The organism is Rhizobium rhizogenes NBRC 13257 (assembly GCF_000696095.1).
Taxonomy (GTDB): Bacteria; Pseudomonadota; Alphaproteobacteria; order Rhizobiales; family Rhizobiaceae; genus Rhizobium; species Rhizobium rhizogenes.
The window spans coordinates 122,623-139,095 of sequence record NZ_BAYX01000009.1 but is presented as its reverse complement, the minus strand read 5'-3'; the positions used below and the strand labels follow the sequence as shown (position 1 = coordinate 139,095).

The window sequence follows — 16,473 nt, the reverse complement described above, 5'->3', positions numbered from 1 at the left end:
TGCGGTGAAAACGCGCATTGAAGGGGTTGTGGCTTGATTCTTTGCGCGCTTTGCTGCATATGCGCCGCCGGCGTGAATTTGGTCGGGCATATTGGATGATGGCCGTCCGCCGCATGATGTCTTCGTCTCGCCCGAGCGATCGGCGTTGTTTATGACGAGCGAAGAATTGGTACAGCAGCGCAATCAGCATGGACACGGATTCCCAGCCGGTTTGGCGGGATACGCCCGGAGTTTTATGAGTTTTCTTCATTGGCCATTGGTAGGATCGCAGCCGGAGCGCATAAAGCGCCCTAGCTATAGCTTTGCCTGCGCCGTGCCGGGAGCGATGCGTTGATCACGGCCTACTGTTCCGACTGTACCTCGCTCGAACTGACAAACCTTTCGACCCTTGCCCAATTGCCGGACAATGCCGTCTGGATCGACATGGTCGAACCGTCTCGCGAAGAGGAAACCAATATCGAGCGCCTGCTGGGGCTCGAGGTTCCGACCCGCGAGGATATGAAGGATATCGAGCCATCCGCCCGGCTCTATGTCGAGAATGACGCGGTCTTTCTGACGGCTTCGCTGCTGTGGAAGGCCGATACCAATCTACCGATGCTGACCGACGTCGCCTTCATCCTGACAGGGGACCGCCTAGTTACCATCCGCTATGCCCGGCCGAAATCCTTTGCGCTGTTCATCGCTGCCCTGCAGCGGATTCCGAACGAACGGATGACCGGCACCTCGCTGCTGGCCAAACTTCTCGAAACAATTATCGATCGCACGGCCGAGGTTCTTGAACAAACGGTTGCGGGCATCGATATATTGTCGGTGCATGTATTTGGCGACCGCGTGAAGAAAATCCGTCGTCCGGCAAACTACCTGGAAGAGAAGCTGAAGGATATTGCAGGCTACCATCGTACACTCAGCAAGGTGCGGGATAGCCTGAGTTCATTGTCGCGGCTTTTAGTCTTCCTCAATACCATACCTGCCATGCAGCAGGATCAAGAGGCCAAGGAATTGTGCCGTAACGTCGCGCGGGATGTGCAGTCTCTATCCGAGCATGCCTCTTTCGTGGCTGGCAACATTACCTTCCTCCTGGATGCGTCGCTTGGCCTGATCAATATCGAGCAGAACTCGATCATCAAGATTTTCTCGATCGCCTCCGTGGTTTTCCTGCCCCCGACGCTTGTGGCGTCGGTCTATGGTATGAACTTCGAGCTCATGCCGGAATTGCATTTTGCCTACGGATACCCGGCATCGTTGTTGCTGATGGTGGTGTCCGCCATCGTTCCGTTTTTCTTTTTTCGCTGGAAAGGCTGGCTCTGAGAGTCTAGTGATCCTGAATGTCTGACGAAACCCATCATTCTCCCGACGGGAAAATGAGCATACGCAAACTGTCCTACCTCGCCGTCGGGTCCGTCGGCGTCGTGTATGGCGATATCGGTACGAGCCCGCTTTACGCCTTTCGCGAGGCGCTGAAGCCGGTGGCCGCCGATGGTCTGACGCGCGGCGAGGTCATCAGCCTCGTGTCGCTGATGTTCTGGGCGCTGACGATCATCGTCACCATGAAATATGTCCTTTTTCTGCTGCGCGCCGACAATGACGGCGAAGGCGGCACGCTGTCGCTTCTGGCGCTGCTGATGAAGACGGCGAACGGCCACACCGCCGTTCTCATGCTGCTCGGACTTCTGGGCGCGGCGCTGTTTCTTGGCGATGCGATGATCACGCCGGCCCTGTCGGTTCTTTCCGCCGTCGAGGGTCTGAAGCTGGTCACGCCGACGCTGTCGGACTATATCGTGCCGATCTCGGTCGCGATCCTGGCGCTGCTCTTTGCCATCCAGTCGCATGGAACGGGCGCGGTCGCCCGCTTCTTCGGCCCGATCACGGCGATCTGGTTCATCGTCATGGGCCTTGCCGGCATCATGCACATCGCGGATGACTACGGCATCCTGGCCGCTCTCAATCCCTGGTATGCGGTCAACTTCCTGATGAACGAGGGCTTTCTCGGCGTCGTCGTGCTCGGCGCGGTCTTCCTGACCGTCACCGGCGCCGAAGCGCTTTATGCCGACCTCGGTCATTTCGGCCGGCGGCCGATCCAGTGGGCCTGGTTCGTCCTGGTCTTCCCGTCGCTGACGCTGAACTATCTCGGCCAGGGTGCGCTGGTGCTGCGCGAGCCGCTCGCCATGTCCGATCCGTTCTTCCTGATGTATCCGCATTGGGCGCTTCTGCCGGTGGTCATTCTCGCCACCATGGCAACGATCATCGCCAGCCAGGCGGTCATCACCGGAGCCTTCTCGCTGACGCGCCAGGCCATCCATCTCGGCTTCCTGCCGCGCATGGAAATCCTCATTACCTCCGAGACCAATACCGGCCAGATCTTCCTGCCGTCGGTCAACGCCATACTCTTCTTCGGCGTCATCTTCCTGGTGCTGAGCTTCAAGACTTCGGATGCGCTGGCGACGGCCTACGGTATCTCGGTAACCGGCGCCATGGTCGTCACCTCGATCATGGCCTTCGAATTCGTTCGTGTTCGCTGGAACTGGACGCTGCCGATGGCGATTGCCGTACTGACGCCGCTGCTATTGCTGGAATTCGTCTTCCTCGGCGCCAACCTGCTGAAGATTCACGACGGCGGCTATGTTCCGGTGCTGATCGCCACAGCCTTCACGGTGATCATGTGGACCTGGCGTCGCGGCAGCGCGATCCTGATGGAGAAGACGCGGCATACGGATATCCCGCTATCGTCCTTCGTCAGCTCGATCGAGCGCAAGAGCGATCACTCCCCGGCGCATGTGCCGGGCACGGCGATCTTCCTCACCAGCGATCCGGAATCGGCGCCTGCGGCCCTGCTTCATAATCTGAAGCACAATCACGTCCTGCACGACAAGAACGTTATCCTGACGATCCGCACCACCAACAAGCCGCGTGTCCCCCAGGAGGACCGCTACTCGGTCGAGAAGGTCTCCGACCGCTTCTCGCGCGTCGAGCTGCGCTTCGGTTTCATGGAATCGCAGAACGTCTCGCAGGCGCTCGCGACCCTGCGCAAGACCGGCCTGAAGTTCGACATCATGTCGACCTCCTTCTATCTCGGCCGCCGCAAGCTCGTGCCCGACGCCAAGTCCGGTATGCCGCACTGGCAGGACCGGCTCTATATCGCGCTCGCCAACGCCGCGACCGATCCCTCCGACTACTTCCGCCTGCCGGCCAACCGCGTGGTGGAACTGGGTTCGCACGTCATTATCTGAGGCGAACCAGAGCATCGTTTTAAAAAAAGAGGCCCGGTGGATTTCTGCCGGGCCTTTTGCTTGCTGATTTTCAGAACGTGCGCGCGGCCATGCAAAAGCCCGAATTAACCATCCATCAAGGTTAATGGGAGATTATTCCGGCTCCTAATCCCGAGTGCCGTTTGGAGTCCGGTATTGCTTCGTCCGCGTCGTGTTTTCCGCAAGTTTGGCCTGTTGCCGAAAAACTGGACGTCTCCTGCCGTCTTCGGACTTTGCGCATGGCTGATCTTCCCGTCGACTGCGGCCTATGCCGACCTTGCCGGCCTTTTGGCGGGCATTGATAGAGGCAGCAGCAACTGGCGCATGGTGATCACCAATTCGCCGGCCGGATCTACGCATCAGGCCGAGCTTGCCTTCGGGAATGCATCGACAGCAGCCGCCATCGGCGATGGTGGCCTCGTCCTGCCTGACGGCCGCCGCGTCGCCTTCCTGTCGGAAGAGAAGGGGAGCGACCCCAAGCCGGACGAAGAGCGCATCAATCGTGAGGACAAGAAGGGCCGGGTGGTCGCTGTGGCGCCGATGCAGCCGCCGAAGGATTTCTCCGCCGGTTCCGTGCTGCAGCGCCAAAGCATGCTGCTCCGTCCGGAATTGGACACCAAGGACAGGACCGCTTTCCTGAAACCCAGGATTGGCGGCAAGGAAATCCAGATCGCCACGGCGTTCTATAAGAAGCAGCCGCCGAAGCCGGACGACAGCGTGCCGTCCTATCTGGCGAGCTTGGTGACCAGCCAGGATGCCGACGTTCTCGCCGCCGCCTATGCATCACCGGCGCCGGACTATGCCCGCGTCTCACCTTTCGATTCCATTCTCGCCAAGGATCAGGACAATGACGGCCGCTTCGTGCCGCAGATCGGGCCACAGGATCATGCCTGGGCCGCGAGTGTCCTGCCGCCCTCGGTCTTTTCCTCCGACGAGCAGCAATGCCTGGCGACCGGCATCTACTTCGAGGCGCGCGGGGAATCGGTGAAGGGGCAGGCGGCCGTCGCCCAGGTCATCCTCAACCGCGTCCGCAATCCGGCCTATCCGAAAACCATTTGCGGCGTCGTCTACCAGAACGAAGATTGGCGCAATGCCTGCCAGTTCTCCTTCGCCTGCGACAACGTCAAGGAGCGGGTCAACTCGCCGGAACATTGGCGAATTGCCCGTCAGGTCGCCATGGCGGTGACCGCCGGCAAGATCTGGCTGCCGGAAGTCGGATCCGCCACGCATTACCATGCCGTCTACGTCAGGCCGAAATGGGCAGCCGAGATGGTGAAGGTCGGTCGCATCGGCATGCACATCTTCTATCGCACCTATGGCGGTGGCTGGAGCTGAGGGTGGTTGCTGGGAGCGGGGCGTCCGCCACCGCAGGTGATGGGCGGCAGGCAAAAAAGCCGCGGTAATGCACGGCCTGAAGAGGATTCTTCGGCTCAGATTTCGCCCGGTACCGCACATTCGCGCTAAGGTTATGATTTAATTCGGCTAATTTATGGCTGGACAGATGACGTCTACGCCTTGACTATGCTTTTTCCTAAAACTATGTTGCGCGCGACTTCAAAACGGGCCGAAAGGTGGGGAAACCTCCTGTTCGTTTACGCGTTGACCGGGGAAATGGGACTGCGCGCAGCGAAAAGGGGGAGGATATCACCATGACGGACGACCGCGACGAAAGTCTGGAAGAGCGACGGGAGCACTTGGGAGCCGAATTGGCGAGCAAGCGTGCCGAGATGAAAGATGATGAACGCGCGGAGGTTCGCGCCGAGGTCAGCCGCAAAGGCTATGCCCAGGCGATGAAGCTTTCCAGTGAATTTATCGCTGCAATCATCGTTGGTGCTGTTTTGGGCTATGTTTTCGACCGTTTTGTTGGTACGGCGCCGTGGGGCATGATTATTTTGCTGCTTCTCGGATTCTGTGCCGGCGTGCTGAATGTTCTGCGCTCCGCGGGCAAGGTGGCGACACCCATGCTCGAGAAGCACGGGCTTGATAAAAAATGAGGCGGAAGCGGCGCTGAGGCGCGGTTTCCTGGTGAGAGGCATCCGCTCGATCGAGCGGGAAAATGAAAGAGAACAAGCGGTGGCAAACGGTCCTACCCATCAGTTCCTGATCTTCAAGATTATCCCGATCGATATCGGCGGAATTGATTTTTCGTTCACCAATGCTTCGCTGTTCATGGTTGCTTCGGCAGTGCTGTCCGCCGGCTTCCTGTATTTCGCGACCTCGGCGCGCAGCGTCATTCCGGGCCGCTCGCAGTCCGTGGCCGAAATGGCCTACGAGTTCATCGCCTCGATGCTGAAAGAAGGGGCGGGAACCAAGGGGATGAAGTTCTTCCCGCTGGTCTTCTCGCTCTTCATGTTCGTGCTGACGGCCAACCTGCTCGGCATGGTTCCCTATTTCTACACCGTCACCAGCCAGATCATCGTCACCTTCGCGCTGGCGCTTCTGGTTATCCTGACGGTCATTCTTTACGGCTTCATCAAGCACGGTTTCGGCTTCCTCAAGCTCTTCGTGCCGCAGGGCGTTCCCGGCATTCTTCTGCCGCTTGTGGTGATCATCGAAATCATCTCCTTCCTGTCCCGGCCGATTTCGCTCTCCGTTCGTCTTTTCGCCAACATGCTCGCTGGCCATATCACGCTTAAGGTGTTCGCAGGCTTCGTTGCCTCGCTCGGAACCCTTGGCGCGCTTGGTATCGGCGGCGCCATTCTTCCCCTGATTATGACCGTCGCCCTCACCGGTCTCGAGTTCCTCGTAGCCTTCCTTCAGGCCTACGTCTTTGCGGTACTGACTTGCATGTACCTCAACGACGCGGTCCATCCGGGCGGCCACTAAGGATTAAGACATTGGCGTCTGCAGGGCGTCAGTCATTCACCGCAACAACCATTTCAAAGGAGTTCAACATGGACGCGGAAGCAGCAAAGTTCATCGGCGCAGGTTTGGCTTGCTTTGGTATGGCCGGCACGGCTCTCGGCCTCGGCAATATCTTCGGCAGCTACTTGTCCGGCGCACTGCGCAATCCGTCTGCCGCTGACAGCCAGTTCGGCCGTCTGGTATTCGGTTTCGCCGTTACGGAAGCTCTGGGCATCTTCTCGCTGCTCATCGCTCTCCTCCTGCTCTTCGCCGTCTGATATTCAGCGGCGTTTAATAGATCACGGTTCGCGAGACAGCGAGCCGTGATTCTTTGTATTTGCAGACCACCTGGAGGTGAGCATGTTTGTGACCCCGGCTTACGCTGACGAAGCACCGCCGGCAGCCGGCGCGGTGCATACGGAAACCGGTGCGCCCGAACAGGGCCATCACGCAGGCGTATTCCCGCCGTTTGACCATACGACCTATCCGTCACAGCTGCTTTGGCTGGTGATCACCTTCGTCATCTTCTATCTGGCTATGCAGAAGATCGTTATTCCGCGTGTCGGTAGCATTCTGGAAAGCCGGCATGACCGTATCGCCCAGGATATCGAGGAAGCTTCGCGCCTGAAGTCCGAGGCCGATGCGGCTGTCGCGACCTATGAAAGCGAATTGGCTGCTGCTCGCGCCAAGGCGAATACGATCGGTGCGACCGCTCGCGATGCGGCCAAGGCCAAGGCTGAGGAAGACCGCAAGGCGATCGAAGCCAGCCTTTCGCAGAAGCTGAAGACCGCTGAAGCGCGCATCGGTGAAATCAAGACCAAAGCCTTTGCTGATGTCGGCGCGATCGCGGAAGAAACCGCTTCCGCCGTCGTCGAGCAGCTCGTCGGCAACGTCGCTGGCAAGGCTGATGTCGCTTCGGCCGTTGCCGAAGCATCCGCCAAGCGGGAGGGTTGATCATGTCATTTGCTCTTGACGAAACTTTCTTTGCTTTCGTTGCGCTGCTCCTGTTCATCGGTCTCGTCGTCTATCTGAAGGTTCCGGGCATGATGGCGAAGTCGCTCGACGACCGCGCCGATCAGATCCGCAACGAGTTGGCCGAAGCCAAGCGCCTGCGCGAAGAGGCCCAGCATCTGCTGGCCGAATACCAGCGTAAGCGCAAGGAAGCCGAAGCGGACGCGGCGAACATCGTCGCTGCTGCCGAGCGTGAAGCCGAAATGCTGACGACGGAAGCCCGCAAGAAGACGGAGGAATTCGTCGCCAACCGTACGGCACTCTCCGAGCAGAAGATCAAGCAGGCGGAAGCCGATGCGATGAAGGCGGTTCGTTCCGCCGCCGTCGATCTGGCCATCGCCGCTGCCGAATCCGTGCTCGCCAAGAAGGCCGGCGGCAAGGTCCAGTCCGAGCTGTTCAGCAATGCTGTCAGCGAAGTGAAGACCCGGCTGAACTAAGCGTTTAAGCAATCGATGTTTAAAGAGCCCCGCTTCAGCGGGGCTTTTTGTTTTTGCGGTCCTGTCGCGCCGCATTTGACGGTGGCTGGCGATCGAAACTAGATTGCGGGGGGTAACGGGGGAGTAGACGGTGCTGACGATGGAGGAGGGCGACGGCCCGTTTCGTAGGGGCGATTTCATCCTCCGGCCCGTTCGTCCATGGACGGCGGCCGTGCAGGGATTGCTTGCGGCGCTTCATCGACATGGTTTTCCATATGCGCCGATGCCTGCCGGTTACGACGCCGTTTGGGAGAAGGTGAGCTTTCTCCCCGGCATGACCGGCGATCTGGATGACAGCGAGGCTATGAGATCCGAGACGGCTTTGCGGTCGGCGGCGTCCCTGTTGCGGTGCTATCACGATTGTACGGCCCTGTTTCTGCCGGAGATGGCAGCACAGCAACAATGGCAATTATCGCCTCGCGCGCCGATCGAAGTCATCTGCCACGGCGATTTCGCGCCCTACAATGTCGTTCTGAATGAGGGCGTCGTAACAGGCATCATCGATTTCGAAGCGGCCCATCCCGGTCCGCGCGGTTGGGATCTTGCCTATGCTCTCTATCGCTGGGCACCTCTGTCCACCGGTATTGCGGCGGAGAGCCTCGGCGGGCTGGACACGCAAATTGGTCGTGCCCGCATTTTCCTCGACGCTTATGGCTTGGAGATGGCGCAACGGCTGGCATTGCCTGACATGATCATCGAACGGCTGGATGCCCTCGTTAGCTTCATGGAAAGCGAAGCGGCGCGTGGCGTCGAGAAATACTGCCGCGATCTTCTGGACGGCCATGACCGCATTTACCGAAACGATATTGGCTATATCAGCGAGAACCGGGAGAAGATCGTCGTCGGCCTTGTCGGATGACAGCCGTCAGGCCTCATCCCTTCGAAGAGGCCGAAAGCTCATGCGATGCAGCGAGCAGGGGCCGTGCTTCTCGATGCCGGCGCGATGCTGAGCCGTTCCATAGCCGGCATGGGCGGCAAAACCGTAGGCGGGAAAGACGATGCCAGCGCGCGCCATCATCCTGTCACGCGTCACCTTGGCGACGATCGAGGCGGCTGCAATGGAAAAGGAGCGGGCATCGCCCTTGACGACGGCCTTTCCGGGGCAGGCAAGTCCGGCTGGCACATCCAGCCCGTCCGTCAAGACGTAGCTCGCCGGCATGGCAAGGCTGCAGATCGCACGGCGCATGGCATCGAGGCTCGCCTTGCGGATATCGGTGACATCGATGCGGCCAGCGCTCGATGAGGCGATGGAGACGGTCGCTGTCGCCAGGATCTCGGCAAACAGCGCTTCGCGCCGGGCGGCGGAAAGCTGCTTGGAATCGTTCAATCCTTGGGGGATACGTTCGGGATCGAGAATGACGGCGGCGGCAACGACCGGCCCCGCCAGGGGGCCGCGCCCCGCCTCGTCGGCACCGGCAACGGGCCAATGTCCAGCACGTCGGGCAATCAGCTCCAGTTCGAAGGTCGGAACGATCGGGCCTTCGTCGAAAAGCATGGGAGAATCGGGTGGTCTGCGTGGCATGCGGCAACGCTCGCACACCACCCGATCTCCTGCAAGCCCCCGGTGGATCATGGCGGCGAACCGGGGGGCTCTTCCAGCGGGCAGGGAAACCCGCGGGGAAAGGGTCAGAGCAGCGAGAGCTGCACGCCGCTGCCATCCGGCGGCACGAACAGGTCGTCGCGCAGCGCGATATTGCGGCGCGTGAGTTCCAGCCGCCTGGTCGCCATTTCGAAGCGGCGGCTGATCTGCCAGGCATAGGGGCCTGCGCCCTTCATGCGCTTGCCGAAATCGGCGTCGTAATCCTTGCCGCCGCGCATTGAGCGGATCAGCGACATGACGTGGCGATAGCGATCCGGATAGTGCTGCAGCAGCCAGTCGCGAAACAGCGGGCTGACCTCCAGCGGCAGGCGCAGGATGACATAGCTCGCCTCCATGGCGCCGGCCACCTTGCCGGCATCGAGGATGCGCTCGATCTCATGGTCGTTGAGGGCAGGGATGATCGGCGCCACCATGATTGCGGTCTGGATGCCAGCCTCGCTGAGCGCCCGGATCGCCTCCAGCCGCCGCTGCGGCGTCGCCGCGCGCGGCTCCATGGTGCGGGCGAGCTTGCGGTCGAGCGTCGTCACCGAGAGACCGACCCGCACCAGGTTTTTGGCAGCCATTTCCTTCAGGATATCGATATCGCGCATGACCAGCGCCGACTTGGTGACGATCGCGACGGGATGGTTCGCCTTGTTCAGCACTTCGAGAATCTGGCGCATGATCCGCCATTCCTTCTCGATCGGCTGATAGGGGTCGGTATTGGTGCCGATGGCGATGACGCGCGGCTTGTAGCCGGGCCTTGCCAGCTCCCGTTCCAGCAGTTTCGCTGCATCCGGCTTGGCAAACAGCTTCGCTTCGAAATCGAGCCCCGCCGACAGGCCCATATAGGCGTGCGTCGGCCGCGCGAAACAATAGATGCAGCCATGCTCGCAACCGCGATAGGGATTGATGGAGCGGTCGAAGGGAATATCGGGGGATTCGTTGCGGGTGATTGCCGTGCGCGGCTTTTCAATCTGCACTTCTGTCTTGAAGGGCGGTAGCTCTTCAAGCGTCTGCCAGCCGTCATCGAATGTCTCGCGCTGCTGCGGCTCGAACCGGCCGCTCGGGTTCAGCCCGGCGCCACGGCCACGCCGGCGGTCGATCTCGACCCTGAGACCGGTGTCGGCGATCAAAGCATTGGCAATATCTGCCGTATTGGCAGGCGCAAACGCGGCCTGCCCTGCAAGGGACTGCTCGTTCATCGGTAACTCCGGGGGCGGTTTATGACATTGCATGCCGCGTCTAGGCTGATTAAATTCCTATCTGACAAACGAGAACATTGCAAGAACAAAATGCAGAGAGTTACCCTCATTCGAGAGATGGGCGGAGGCCGGAATGGCAATTTCCAAGTTGCATATGATTCTTTTCTTAAACGCTCTGGTTTTCGGCTTAGCCGCTGGCAATAAATTGTGCGGCGCTCTATAAATGGGCAATGTTGACGGTAATCATCGAATGCCAGGACCAGGAACCTGAGCTGGCACAGACATTGGCGGCATTGGTGGTGGGCGCGATCGAAGGGCTCGTCTCCGATGTCGTTGTGCTCGATCATGGCTCGCGCGACGGCACCTCGCGGGTTGCCGACGCCGCCGGCTGCCGTTTTTATTCGCAGTGGGATATCAAGGACATATTGCGCTCGGCGCGGGGCGAGTGGCTGCTTCTGGTCGAGCCTGGCGCGCGACCGCAAGCCGGCTGGATCGATGAGATCGCCGAATATGTCTCGCTGAACAAGGTGCCGGCCCGCTTTACGGCGTCGCGCGGCTATCGCCGGCCCCTGTTGCAGCGCATCGGCCGCAGTTCGCCGCCGCTGGAGCTCGGGTTGCTTCTCTCCAAGCGCCAGGCCATTGCAGTCGCAAAATCAGGCATGAGGCTTGCCGAATTCGCCAAGGGACAGAAGGGCCGCCGCCTGTCGAGCGAGATCATCCCCTCCTGGGTCGCGCGCGCGGCGCGGTAGGCTTGGCCCTGCCGCCAATCCAGATTCCATTTGTAAATACTGGAATAGCTGTCATAATTTTCTCGTGGCGGCACCTTTCGCGTGTCGCGTCGGGCGGTCGACCATGAAGATGCCGGTATGCGGCAGAACAGGTCAACAGAACTCTCCTCTTCTGCCGGATTTCCGGCGAAAGGAGGTGCGTCATGGAACGCACGATGTTCAACCGCCTTATCGGAACGGCCGTCTTGGCAACGGCAATCCTTCTCCCCAATCAAGCCGCCGCACAGGCGACACTCGCTTGCGCCAAGCGCGCCGAGATTGTCGCTTTCCTTGATGGGCACTATTCCGAGAAACCCTCGGCCATCGGTCAGCTCGATTCAAAGACGATCGTCGAAATCTTTGCCGCTGAAAGCGGCAGCTGGACAATGATGATCACCGATGTCTCCGGTCGCAGCTGCGTCATTCTCACTGGTCAGAATTGGGATTCTATTCCTGTTCTTCCCGGGCCGAAGGCATAGCAATCCAGAAGGCCGGCCGCGTTATCTCAGCGAAACGCCAATCTCAGTTGGAGGCGGAGCCACGCTTAAGATGTTCGTCGAGGCGCGGCATGATTTCCACGAAATTGCAGGGCATGTGCCGATAGTCGAGCTGCGCCTTCAATATCCCGTCCCAGGCATCCTTGCAGGCGCCGGGTGATCCCGGGAGCACGAAGATGAAGGTGGCATTGGCGACGCCGGCCGTCGCCCGCGACTGGATCGTCGACGTACCGATCTTGTCGTAGGAGATGCGATGGAACACTTCGGAAAAGCCGTCCATCCGCTTTTCGAACAGCGGCTCCAGCGCCTCGGGCGTCACGTCGCGACCGGTAAAGCCGGTGCCGCCGGTGGTGATCACGACGTCGATGGTCTTGTCGCGCGTCCAGGCTTCCACCTGGCTGCGGATCCGCTCCTTGTCGTCAGGGACGATGGCGCGGGCGGCCAGCCTGTGACCGGCCTCCGCGATGCGGGCGACCAGCGTGTCGCCGGATTTATCGTCGGCGAGCGTGCGCGTATCGGAAACGGTCAGCACCGCGATGCCGACGGGAATGAAGGGTCTCGCTTCGCTTGGGCCAGCCATCATGCATCTCCCTTGATTGTTTCCGTCGCCTGGAAATACCAGTCCGGCCGCAGCCTGTGAAGCGATGCGGTCGCCGCAGTTGCCTGCTCAAGATCATGAAACAGGCCGAAACAGGTGGCGCCGGAGCCGGACATGCGGGTCAGAAGCGCTCCTTCGTCGGCGATCATCTGCGACAGCGTGGCGATTTCGCGGCAGAGCGACCGCGCCGGCGGTTCCAGATCGTTGCGCAACCCTTCGATTGCCGCGATCCATGGCGCATGATCGTCCGACGTTTGCGAGGTGAGTGCGAGAGGTGGATTGTCCTTGCGGGCAAGGTGGCGAAACACCTCTGGCGTCGAAACGCCGACCAGGGGATTGCCGAGGACCATGGCGAAGGACGGGAAATCCGGCAACAATTCGATCGCCTCGCCGATGCCGCGCGCAATCAACGGCCGGCTGGCAAGGCACATCGGAACATCGGCGCCAAGCTTCAGCGCCAGCGCCGTCATCGTGTCCAGGGGCAAGGCAAGATTCCAGAGCCTCGCCAATCCGCGCAGGGTCGCCGCCGCGTCAGCCGAGCCACCGCCGATGCCGGAGGCAATCGGCAGGTTCTTTTCCAGATGGATATGCATCGGTGGCGCTTCCAGCCCGGCACTATGGGCGGCGCGGCGCAGCAGGTCGCGCGCCTTCAGCACCAGATTGCCGCCGGCATCCGCGTCAGCGGCAAGAAGAGGGGAGAAACGTCCGGAAAGGCTGAATTCGTCGCGCTCGCTGGCACGGAAGCCAAGCCGGTCACCATGCTGCGTGAAGGTCACCAGCATGTCGAGCAGGTGATATCCGTCGGCCCGCTGGCCGGTGACATGCAGAGCCAGATTGATCTTGGCGGGCGCTTCCTCTGTGAGGTCGAAATCGCCCGCCGCTAAGATCATGGTCATCGGTGGTCTTAGGATTTCTTATCGATGGGCGGAGTATTCGTATTGGGGTCGGTTGCCGGCGGCGGAGCCGGGTCCGGCTGCTTGCTCTTGTCGACCGTCTTAGGGTCGGTGTCGAGCGCCGGCAGGCCTTTTTCGACCTTTTCCTTGATCTTCGGAATATCCGCTTCCTCCGGCTTGGAGGCGAGCGCACGGTTCCACTGATAGACCGCTTCCAGCTTGCGGTTGACGCGCCAGTAGGCGTCGCCGAGATGGTCGTTGATCGTGGGGTCGCCAGCCTTCAGCTGCGCAGCGCGCTCCAGTTCCGTCACCGCATCGTCGAAACGGTTGAGGCGGAAATAGGCCCAGCCGAGCGAATCGACGATGTAGCCGTCATCCGGCTTCAGATCGACAGCCTTGCGGATCATGTCCAGGCCCTGGTCGAGGTTGGTGTTCATGTCGACCCAGGAATAGCCGAGATAGTTCAGCACCTGCGGCTGGTCGGGATTCAGCTCCAGCGCCTTCTTGAAGTTCGGCTCGGCCTGCGGCCACTTCTTCAGCCGTTCATAGGCGATGCCGCGCTGGAAGAACACGGCCCAGTCGCTGCGCTTCGGCACGGGGCCGATGACATCGACGGCCTTGTCGTAATTGTCGGCCATGCCCTGGAAGTCCTTTGCGTCGGAAAGAACGCTGCCATAGGCCAGGTAGCTGCGGACATCCTTCGGGTCGGAATCGATCAGCGCCTTCAGGTGCTTGCGCGCATCGTCGACCTTGCCGGCCTGGGCGAGCGCGAGGCCGAGCTGCAGCTCGGAGATGCGGGCCATCGGCGAATTGTCGGGCACCTTTTTGTAGAAGGCGATGGCGCGGTCGACCTGCTCCTGTTTTTCGGCGAGCCCGCCGAGGAGAACCAGCGTATCGGCGCTCTTGGGATCGAGCGTATTGGCGATCTGCAGATAGAGCGAAACGACATCTTCGGCGCCGTCGCGGTTCAGCGCCGCACCGATGGTAAAGAGCACGGACGCAGCGCCTTGCGTGGCGTCGGTGACCTGCTGCTCTGGCTTTTCGCCCTTGTTGATGCTGTCGCGCAGCGCGTTCAACGGCGCGTAATTATTAATCAGGTTGTCGCCGACCGAAACCGTGTCCAGCGCCTTCTGCTTGTCGCCAGCCTTGATTTCGAGGCGTGCCAGCGCCATGACCGCGCGCATGAAGGTGTCGGGGGCGGTTGCACCGCCTGCCTTGTCGAGAATGGCGTCGTTCAGGTGCGAACGGGCCGATTTCACGTCGCCGATGGTGATGGCAATGGCGCCTGCATGATAGTTCTTGAAGATGTTGAACCAGTCCGGTCCCTTCATCTTGTCGATCATAGCGATGGCTTCCTTGCCACGACCGGCGCCGGCGCGTGCCCAGGCAAGCAGCAGATTGTTCATCATCCGGTCGAGATCGTTCGGACCGTTATATTTGAGGATGTCTTGCGCGGTCTTGTATTCGTGCCGGCGGATGGCGTCCATGCCGCGCACGATCGTGGTGACACGCTCGACGGAAGGGTCGCTCTTCAGTTCGTTGGCGTATTTCACGCCCTCTTCGAGATTGCCGTTGAGCAGCAACGAGATCATCAGGCGCTGACGGATTTCCAGATTGCCCGGCTCGAGCATCAAAGCCTTTCTGTAGAGCGCGATCGCCGTATCGTAATCATGGTCCACGTCGGCGGTACGGGCGGCGAGAAAGGCGCCCGCGAAGGTGTCGACGGCTTCCGCGTCGAAGACCACCTCGTTCTTGATGTCCGGCGTTGCCGGAGCATCTTCCGCGCGCGCGCTATTCAGCGCCGACACCGAAAGGATCGCCGCCAAGGCTACGCCCGAGAGGAAACGGATGGCAAGTCTCTGCCGCATTAGAATGCCTTTCATCAAGGGATTGCCAGCGAAGGCGCCGGCGACACAAAGCGTTCGTGTCAACTGATTCACAACAGGATGGCTTTTTTGAAGCGGCGGTGCAAGAAATTCGGGCCGCTGCCGATCAGTTCACACGTTCGATGCAGAAATCGATCACTTCCATGAGTGCCGATTTCCACGGCGTTTCCGGAAGCGGCGCCAGCGCGTCACGGGCGATGGTGCCGTAGTGAACGGCGCGGGCAATCGTGTCGTTGAGCGCGCCATATTTGGTGATCAGACCCAGTGCCTTTTCCAGGTTCTCGTCGCTGTTGTTGCCGGTCTCGATGGCCTCGCGCCAGAAGGCGCGTTCCTTCTCAGTGCCGCGGCGATAGGCGAGAATGACGGGAAGGGTGATCTTGCCTTCACGGAAGTCGTCGCCGACATTCTTGCCGAGATCGGCGGCCTTGCCGCCGTAATCCAGCGCGTCGTCGACGAGCTGGAAGGCGAGACCGAGATTGGTGCCATAGGATTTCAGCGCGTTGCGCTCGGCCTTGCCGGCATTGGCGACGATCGGGCCGACTTCGGCGGCGGCTGAAAAAAGCGCCGCCGTCTTGGCGCGGATGACGGAAAGATAATCGTCTTCGGTGGTCTCCATGTTCTTGGAGACGGAGAGCTGCAGCACCTCGCCCTCGGCGATGACACAGGCGGCTGACGACAGCACGTCGAGTGCTTCCAGCGAGCCGACTTCGACCATCATACGGAAGGCCTGGCCGAGCAGAAAGTCGCCGACCAGAACGCTGGCCTGGTTGCCCCAGATCATGCGGGCCGTAGACTTGCCGCGGCGCAGATCGCTTTCATCCACCACGTCATCGTGCAGCAAGGTCGCTGTGTGCAGGAATTCGACCGAGGTCGCGAGCTTGATGTGATTGTCGCCCTGATAATTGTAGAGCGCGGCGGAGGCGATGGTCAGCATCGGCCGCAGGCGCTTGCCGCCAGACGAGATCAGGTGCTCCGCCACTTCCGGAATCATCTGCACGTCGGAACCGGCTTTCGACAGGATAAGCTGGTTCACGCGTTCCATATCCGCCTTGGTCAGGTCCACCAATGGCTTGATGGATGCCTGTTTATTCTTGCTTTCTTCAAGCGGTATCACGACGCCCAACTGTCCGGACTCCTGTTCATTTTTCACAAAGCACAATAAGAAGGGGCGCAAGGGGCGGCAAGAGGCGAATTGTCTCGTCGCGTAAATTTGACAGGAAACCCGAGGCTTATGCACGAACTCATCCGCACGAACGACCCGGTTCTCCTCTCCTTTGCCGAGAGTCTGATGAAGGATGCCGGGATTCATTGCTTTGTCGCGGATCAGGCCATGAGCATTCTCGAGGGTTCGCTCGGCATGCTGCCACGCCGCTTCCTGGTGGAGACCGACCGCGCCGATCAGGCCCGACGCATCCTCATCGATGCCGGTCTCGGCGACGAGCTGCGCTCCGCGGGCGACTGAGGTTTTCGTC

18 protein-coding genes are annotated in these 16,473 nt (G+C 60.5%); 12 read left to right on the top strand and 6 right to left on the bottom strand.

The annotated features are described in order from the left end of the window. The first annotated feature begins 330 nt into the window (after positions 1–330). The 9 genes from RRH01S_RS21450 to RRH01S_RS21410 all read left to right on the top strand — a co-directional run bounded on the left by RRH01S_RS21450 (position 331) and on the right by RRH01S_RS21410 (position 8,435). The gene (locus RRH01S_RS21450; protein WP_007699712.1) at positions 331–1,308 is read left to right on the top strand and encodes a magnesium transporter CorA family protein; all 978 of its coding nucleotides are present in this window, start codon (positions 331–333) and stop codon (positions 1,306–1,308) included. Positions 1,309–1,361: 53 nt separating this feature from the next. After that, the gene (locus tag RRH01S_RS21445) at positions 1,362–3,227 is read left to right on the top strand and encodes a potassium transporter Kup (protein ID WP_007699710.1); all 1,866 of its coding nucleotides are present in this window, start codon (positions 1,362–1,364) and stop codon (positions 3,225–3,227) included. Between the two features lie 174 nt (positions 3,228–3,401). Beyond that, entirely contained in the window at positions 3,402–4,580 is a 1,179-nt protein-coding gene (locus tag RRH01S_RS21440; RefSeq protein ID WP_007699704.1) for a cell wall hydrolase, read from the top strand. A 314-nt stretch (positions 4,581–4,894) separates the two neighbouring features. Further along, complete coding sequence (locus tag RRH01S_RS21435) at positions 4,895–5,239, top strand: AtpZ/AtpI family protein (protein WP_007699702.1); 345 nt, start codon at positions 4,895–4,897, stop codon at positions 5,237–5,239. A 79-nt stretch (positions 5,240–5,318) separates the two neighbouring features. Further along, a complete protein-coding gene (locus RRH01S_RS21430) occupies positions 5,319–6,071 on the top strand; it encodes a F0F1 ATP synthase subunit A (protein WP_012651026.1) in 753 nt (250 codons plus the stop codon). A 68-nt stretch (positions 6,072–6,139) separates the two neighbouring features. Next, the gene (locus tag RRH01S_RS21425) at positions 6,140–6,367 is read left to right on the top strand and encodes a F0F1 ATP synthase subunit C (protein ID WP_004109844.1); all 228 of its coding nucleotides are present in this window, start codon (positions 6,140–6,142) and stop codon (positions 6,365–6,367) included. An 82-nt stretch (positions 6,368–6,449) separates the two neighbouring features. Then, positions 6,450–7,043, top strand: coding sequence for a F0F1 ATP synthase subunit B (locus RRH01S_RS21420; protein ID WP_007699693.1), 594 nt, complete (start codon positions 6,450–6,452; stop codon positions 7,041–7,043). A gap of 2 nt (positions 7,044–7,045) precedes the next feature. After that, on the top strand, positions 7,046–7,537 hold the full coding sequence (locus RRH01S_RS21415; protein WP_007699689.1) for a F0F1 ATP synthase subunit B: 492 nt from the start codon (positions 7,046–7,048) through the stop codon (positions 7,535–7,537). Between the two features lie 139 nt (positions 7,538–7,676). Further along, a complete protein-coding gene (locus tag RRH01S_RS21410) occupies positions 7,677–8,435 on the top strand; it encodes a phosphotransferase enzyme family protein (RefSeq protein WP_012651027.1) in 759 nt (252 codons plus the stop codon). A 6-nt stretch (positions 8,436–8,441) separates the two neighbouring features. On the opposite strand, the gene rnhB is transcribed toward RRH01S_RS21410, so the two are convergent. Together rnhB and RRH01S_RS21400 are read right to left on the bottom strand one after the other, a co-directional pair. After that, entirely contained in the window at positions 8,442–9,098 is a 657-nt protein-coding gene (rnhB, locus tag RRH01S_RS21405) for a ribonuclease HII (protein ID WP_007699682.1), read from the bottom strand. A gap of 104 nt (positions 9,099–9,202) precedes the next feature. Next, positions 9,203–10,360: a PA0069 family radical SAM protein gene (locus RRH01S_RS21400; RefSeq protein ID WP_007699680.1), complete on the bottom strand. Its 1,158-nt coding sequence runs from the start codon at positions 10,358–10,360 to the stop codon at positions 9,203–9,205. Positions 10,361–10,590: 230 nt separating this feature from the next. Here RRH01S_RS21400 and RRH01S_RS21395 point away from each other — a divergent pair, with 230 nt between their 5' ends. Both RRH01S_RS21395 and RRH01S_RS21390 read left to right on the top strand, forming a co-directional pair. Further along, positions 10,591–11,109, top strand: a complete 519-nt coding sequence (locus tag RRH01S_RS21395; protein ID WP_007699677.1) for a glycosyltransferase family 2 protein — start codon at positions 10,591–10,593, stop codon at positions 11,107–11,109. Between the two features lie 182 nt (positions 11,110–11,291). Continuing rightward, entirely contained in the window at positions 11,292–11,606 is a 315-nt protein-coding gene (locus RRH01S_RS21390) for a hypothetical protein (protein ID WP_007699674.1), read from the top strand. Positions 11,607–11,649: 43 nt separating this feature from the next. On the opposite strand, the gene moaB is transcribed toward RRH01S_RS21390, so the two are convergent. The 4 genes from moaB to RRH01S_RS21370 all read right to left on the bottom strand — a co-directional run bounded on the left by moaB (position 11,650) and on the right by RRH01S_RS21370 (position 16,124). Then, positions 11,650–12,204 (bottom strand): molybdenum cofactor biosynthesis protein B, encoded by a 555-nt coding sequence (moaB, locus tag RRH01S_RS21385; protein WP_007699669.1) that lies wholly within the window; start codon positions 12,202–12,204, stop codon positions 11,650–11,652. Then, the gene (locus tag RRH01S_RS21380; protein ID WP_007699667.1) at positions 12,204–13,118 is read right to left on the bottom strand and encodes a 4-(cytidine 5'-diphospho)-2-C-methyl-D-erythritol kinase; all 915 of its coding nucleotides are present in this window, start codon (positions 13,116–13,118) and stop codon (positions 12,204–12,206) included. The genes moaB and RRH01S_RS21380 overlap by 1 nt, the downstream gene beginning before the upstream one ends. Positions 13,119–13,126: 8 nt before the next feature. Next, the gene (locus RRH01S_RS21375) at positions 13,127–14,983 is read right to left on the bottom strand and encodes a tetratricopeptide repeat protein (RefSeq protein WP_007699664.1); all 1,857 of its coding nucleotides are present in this window, start codon (positions 14,981–14,983) and stop codon (positions 13,127–13,129) included. 124 nt (positions 14,984–15,107) lie between these two features. Next, complete coding sequence (locus RRH01S_RS21370; RefSeq protein ID WP_034520421.1) at positions 15,108–16,124, bottom strand: polyprenyl synthetase family protein; 1,017 nt, start codon at positions 16,122–16,124, stop codon at positions 15,108–15,110. A 108-nt stretch (positions 16,125–16,232) separates the two neighbouring features. On the opposite strand from RRH01S_RS21370, the gene RRH01S_RS21365 reads away from it, so the two are divergent. Beyond that, on the top strand, positions 16,233–16,463 hold the full coding sequence (locus RRH01S_RS21365; RefSeq protein WP_007695186.1) for a putative signal transducing protein: 231 nt from the start codon (positions 16,233–16,235) through the stop codon (positions 16,461–16,463). The last annotated feature ends 10 nt before the right edge of the window (positions 16,464–16,473 follow it).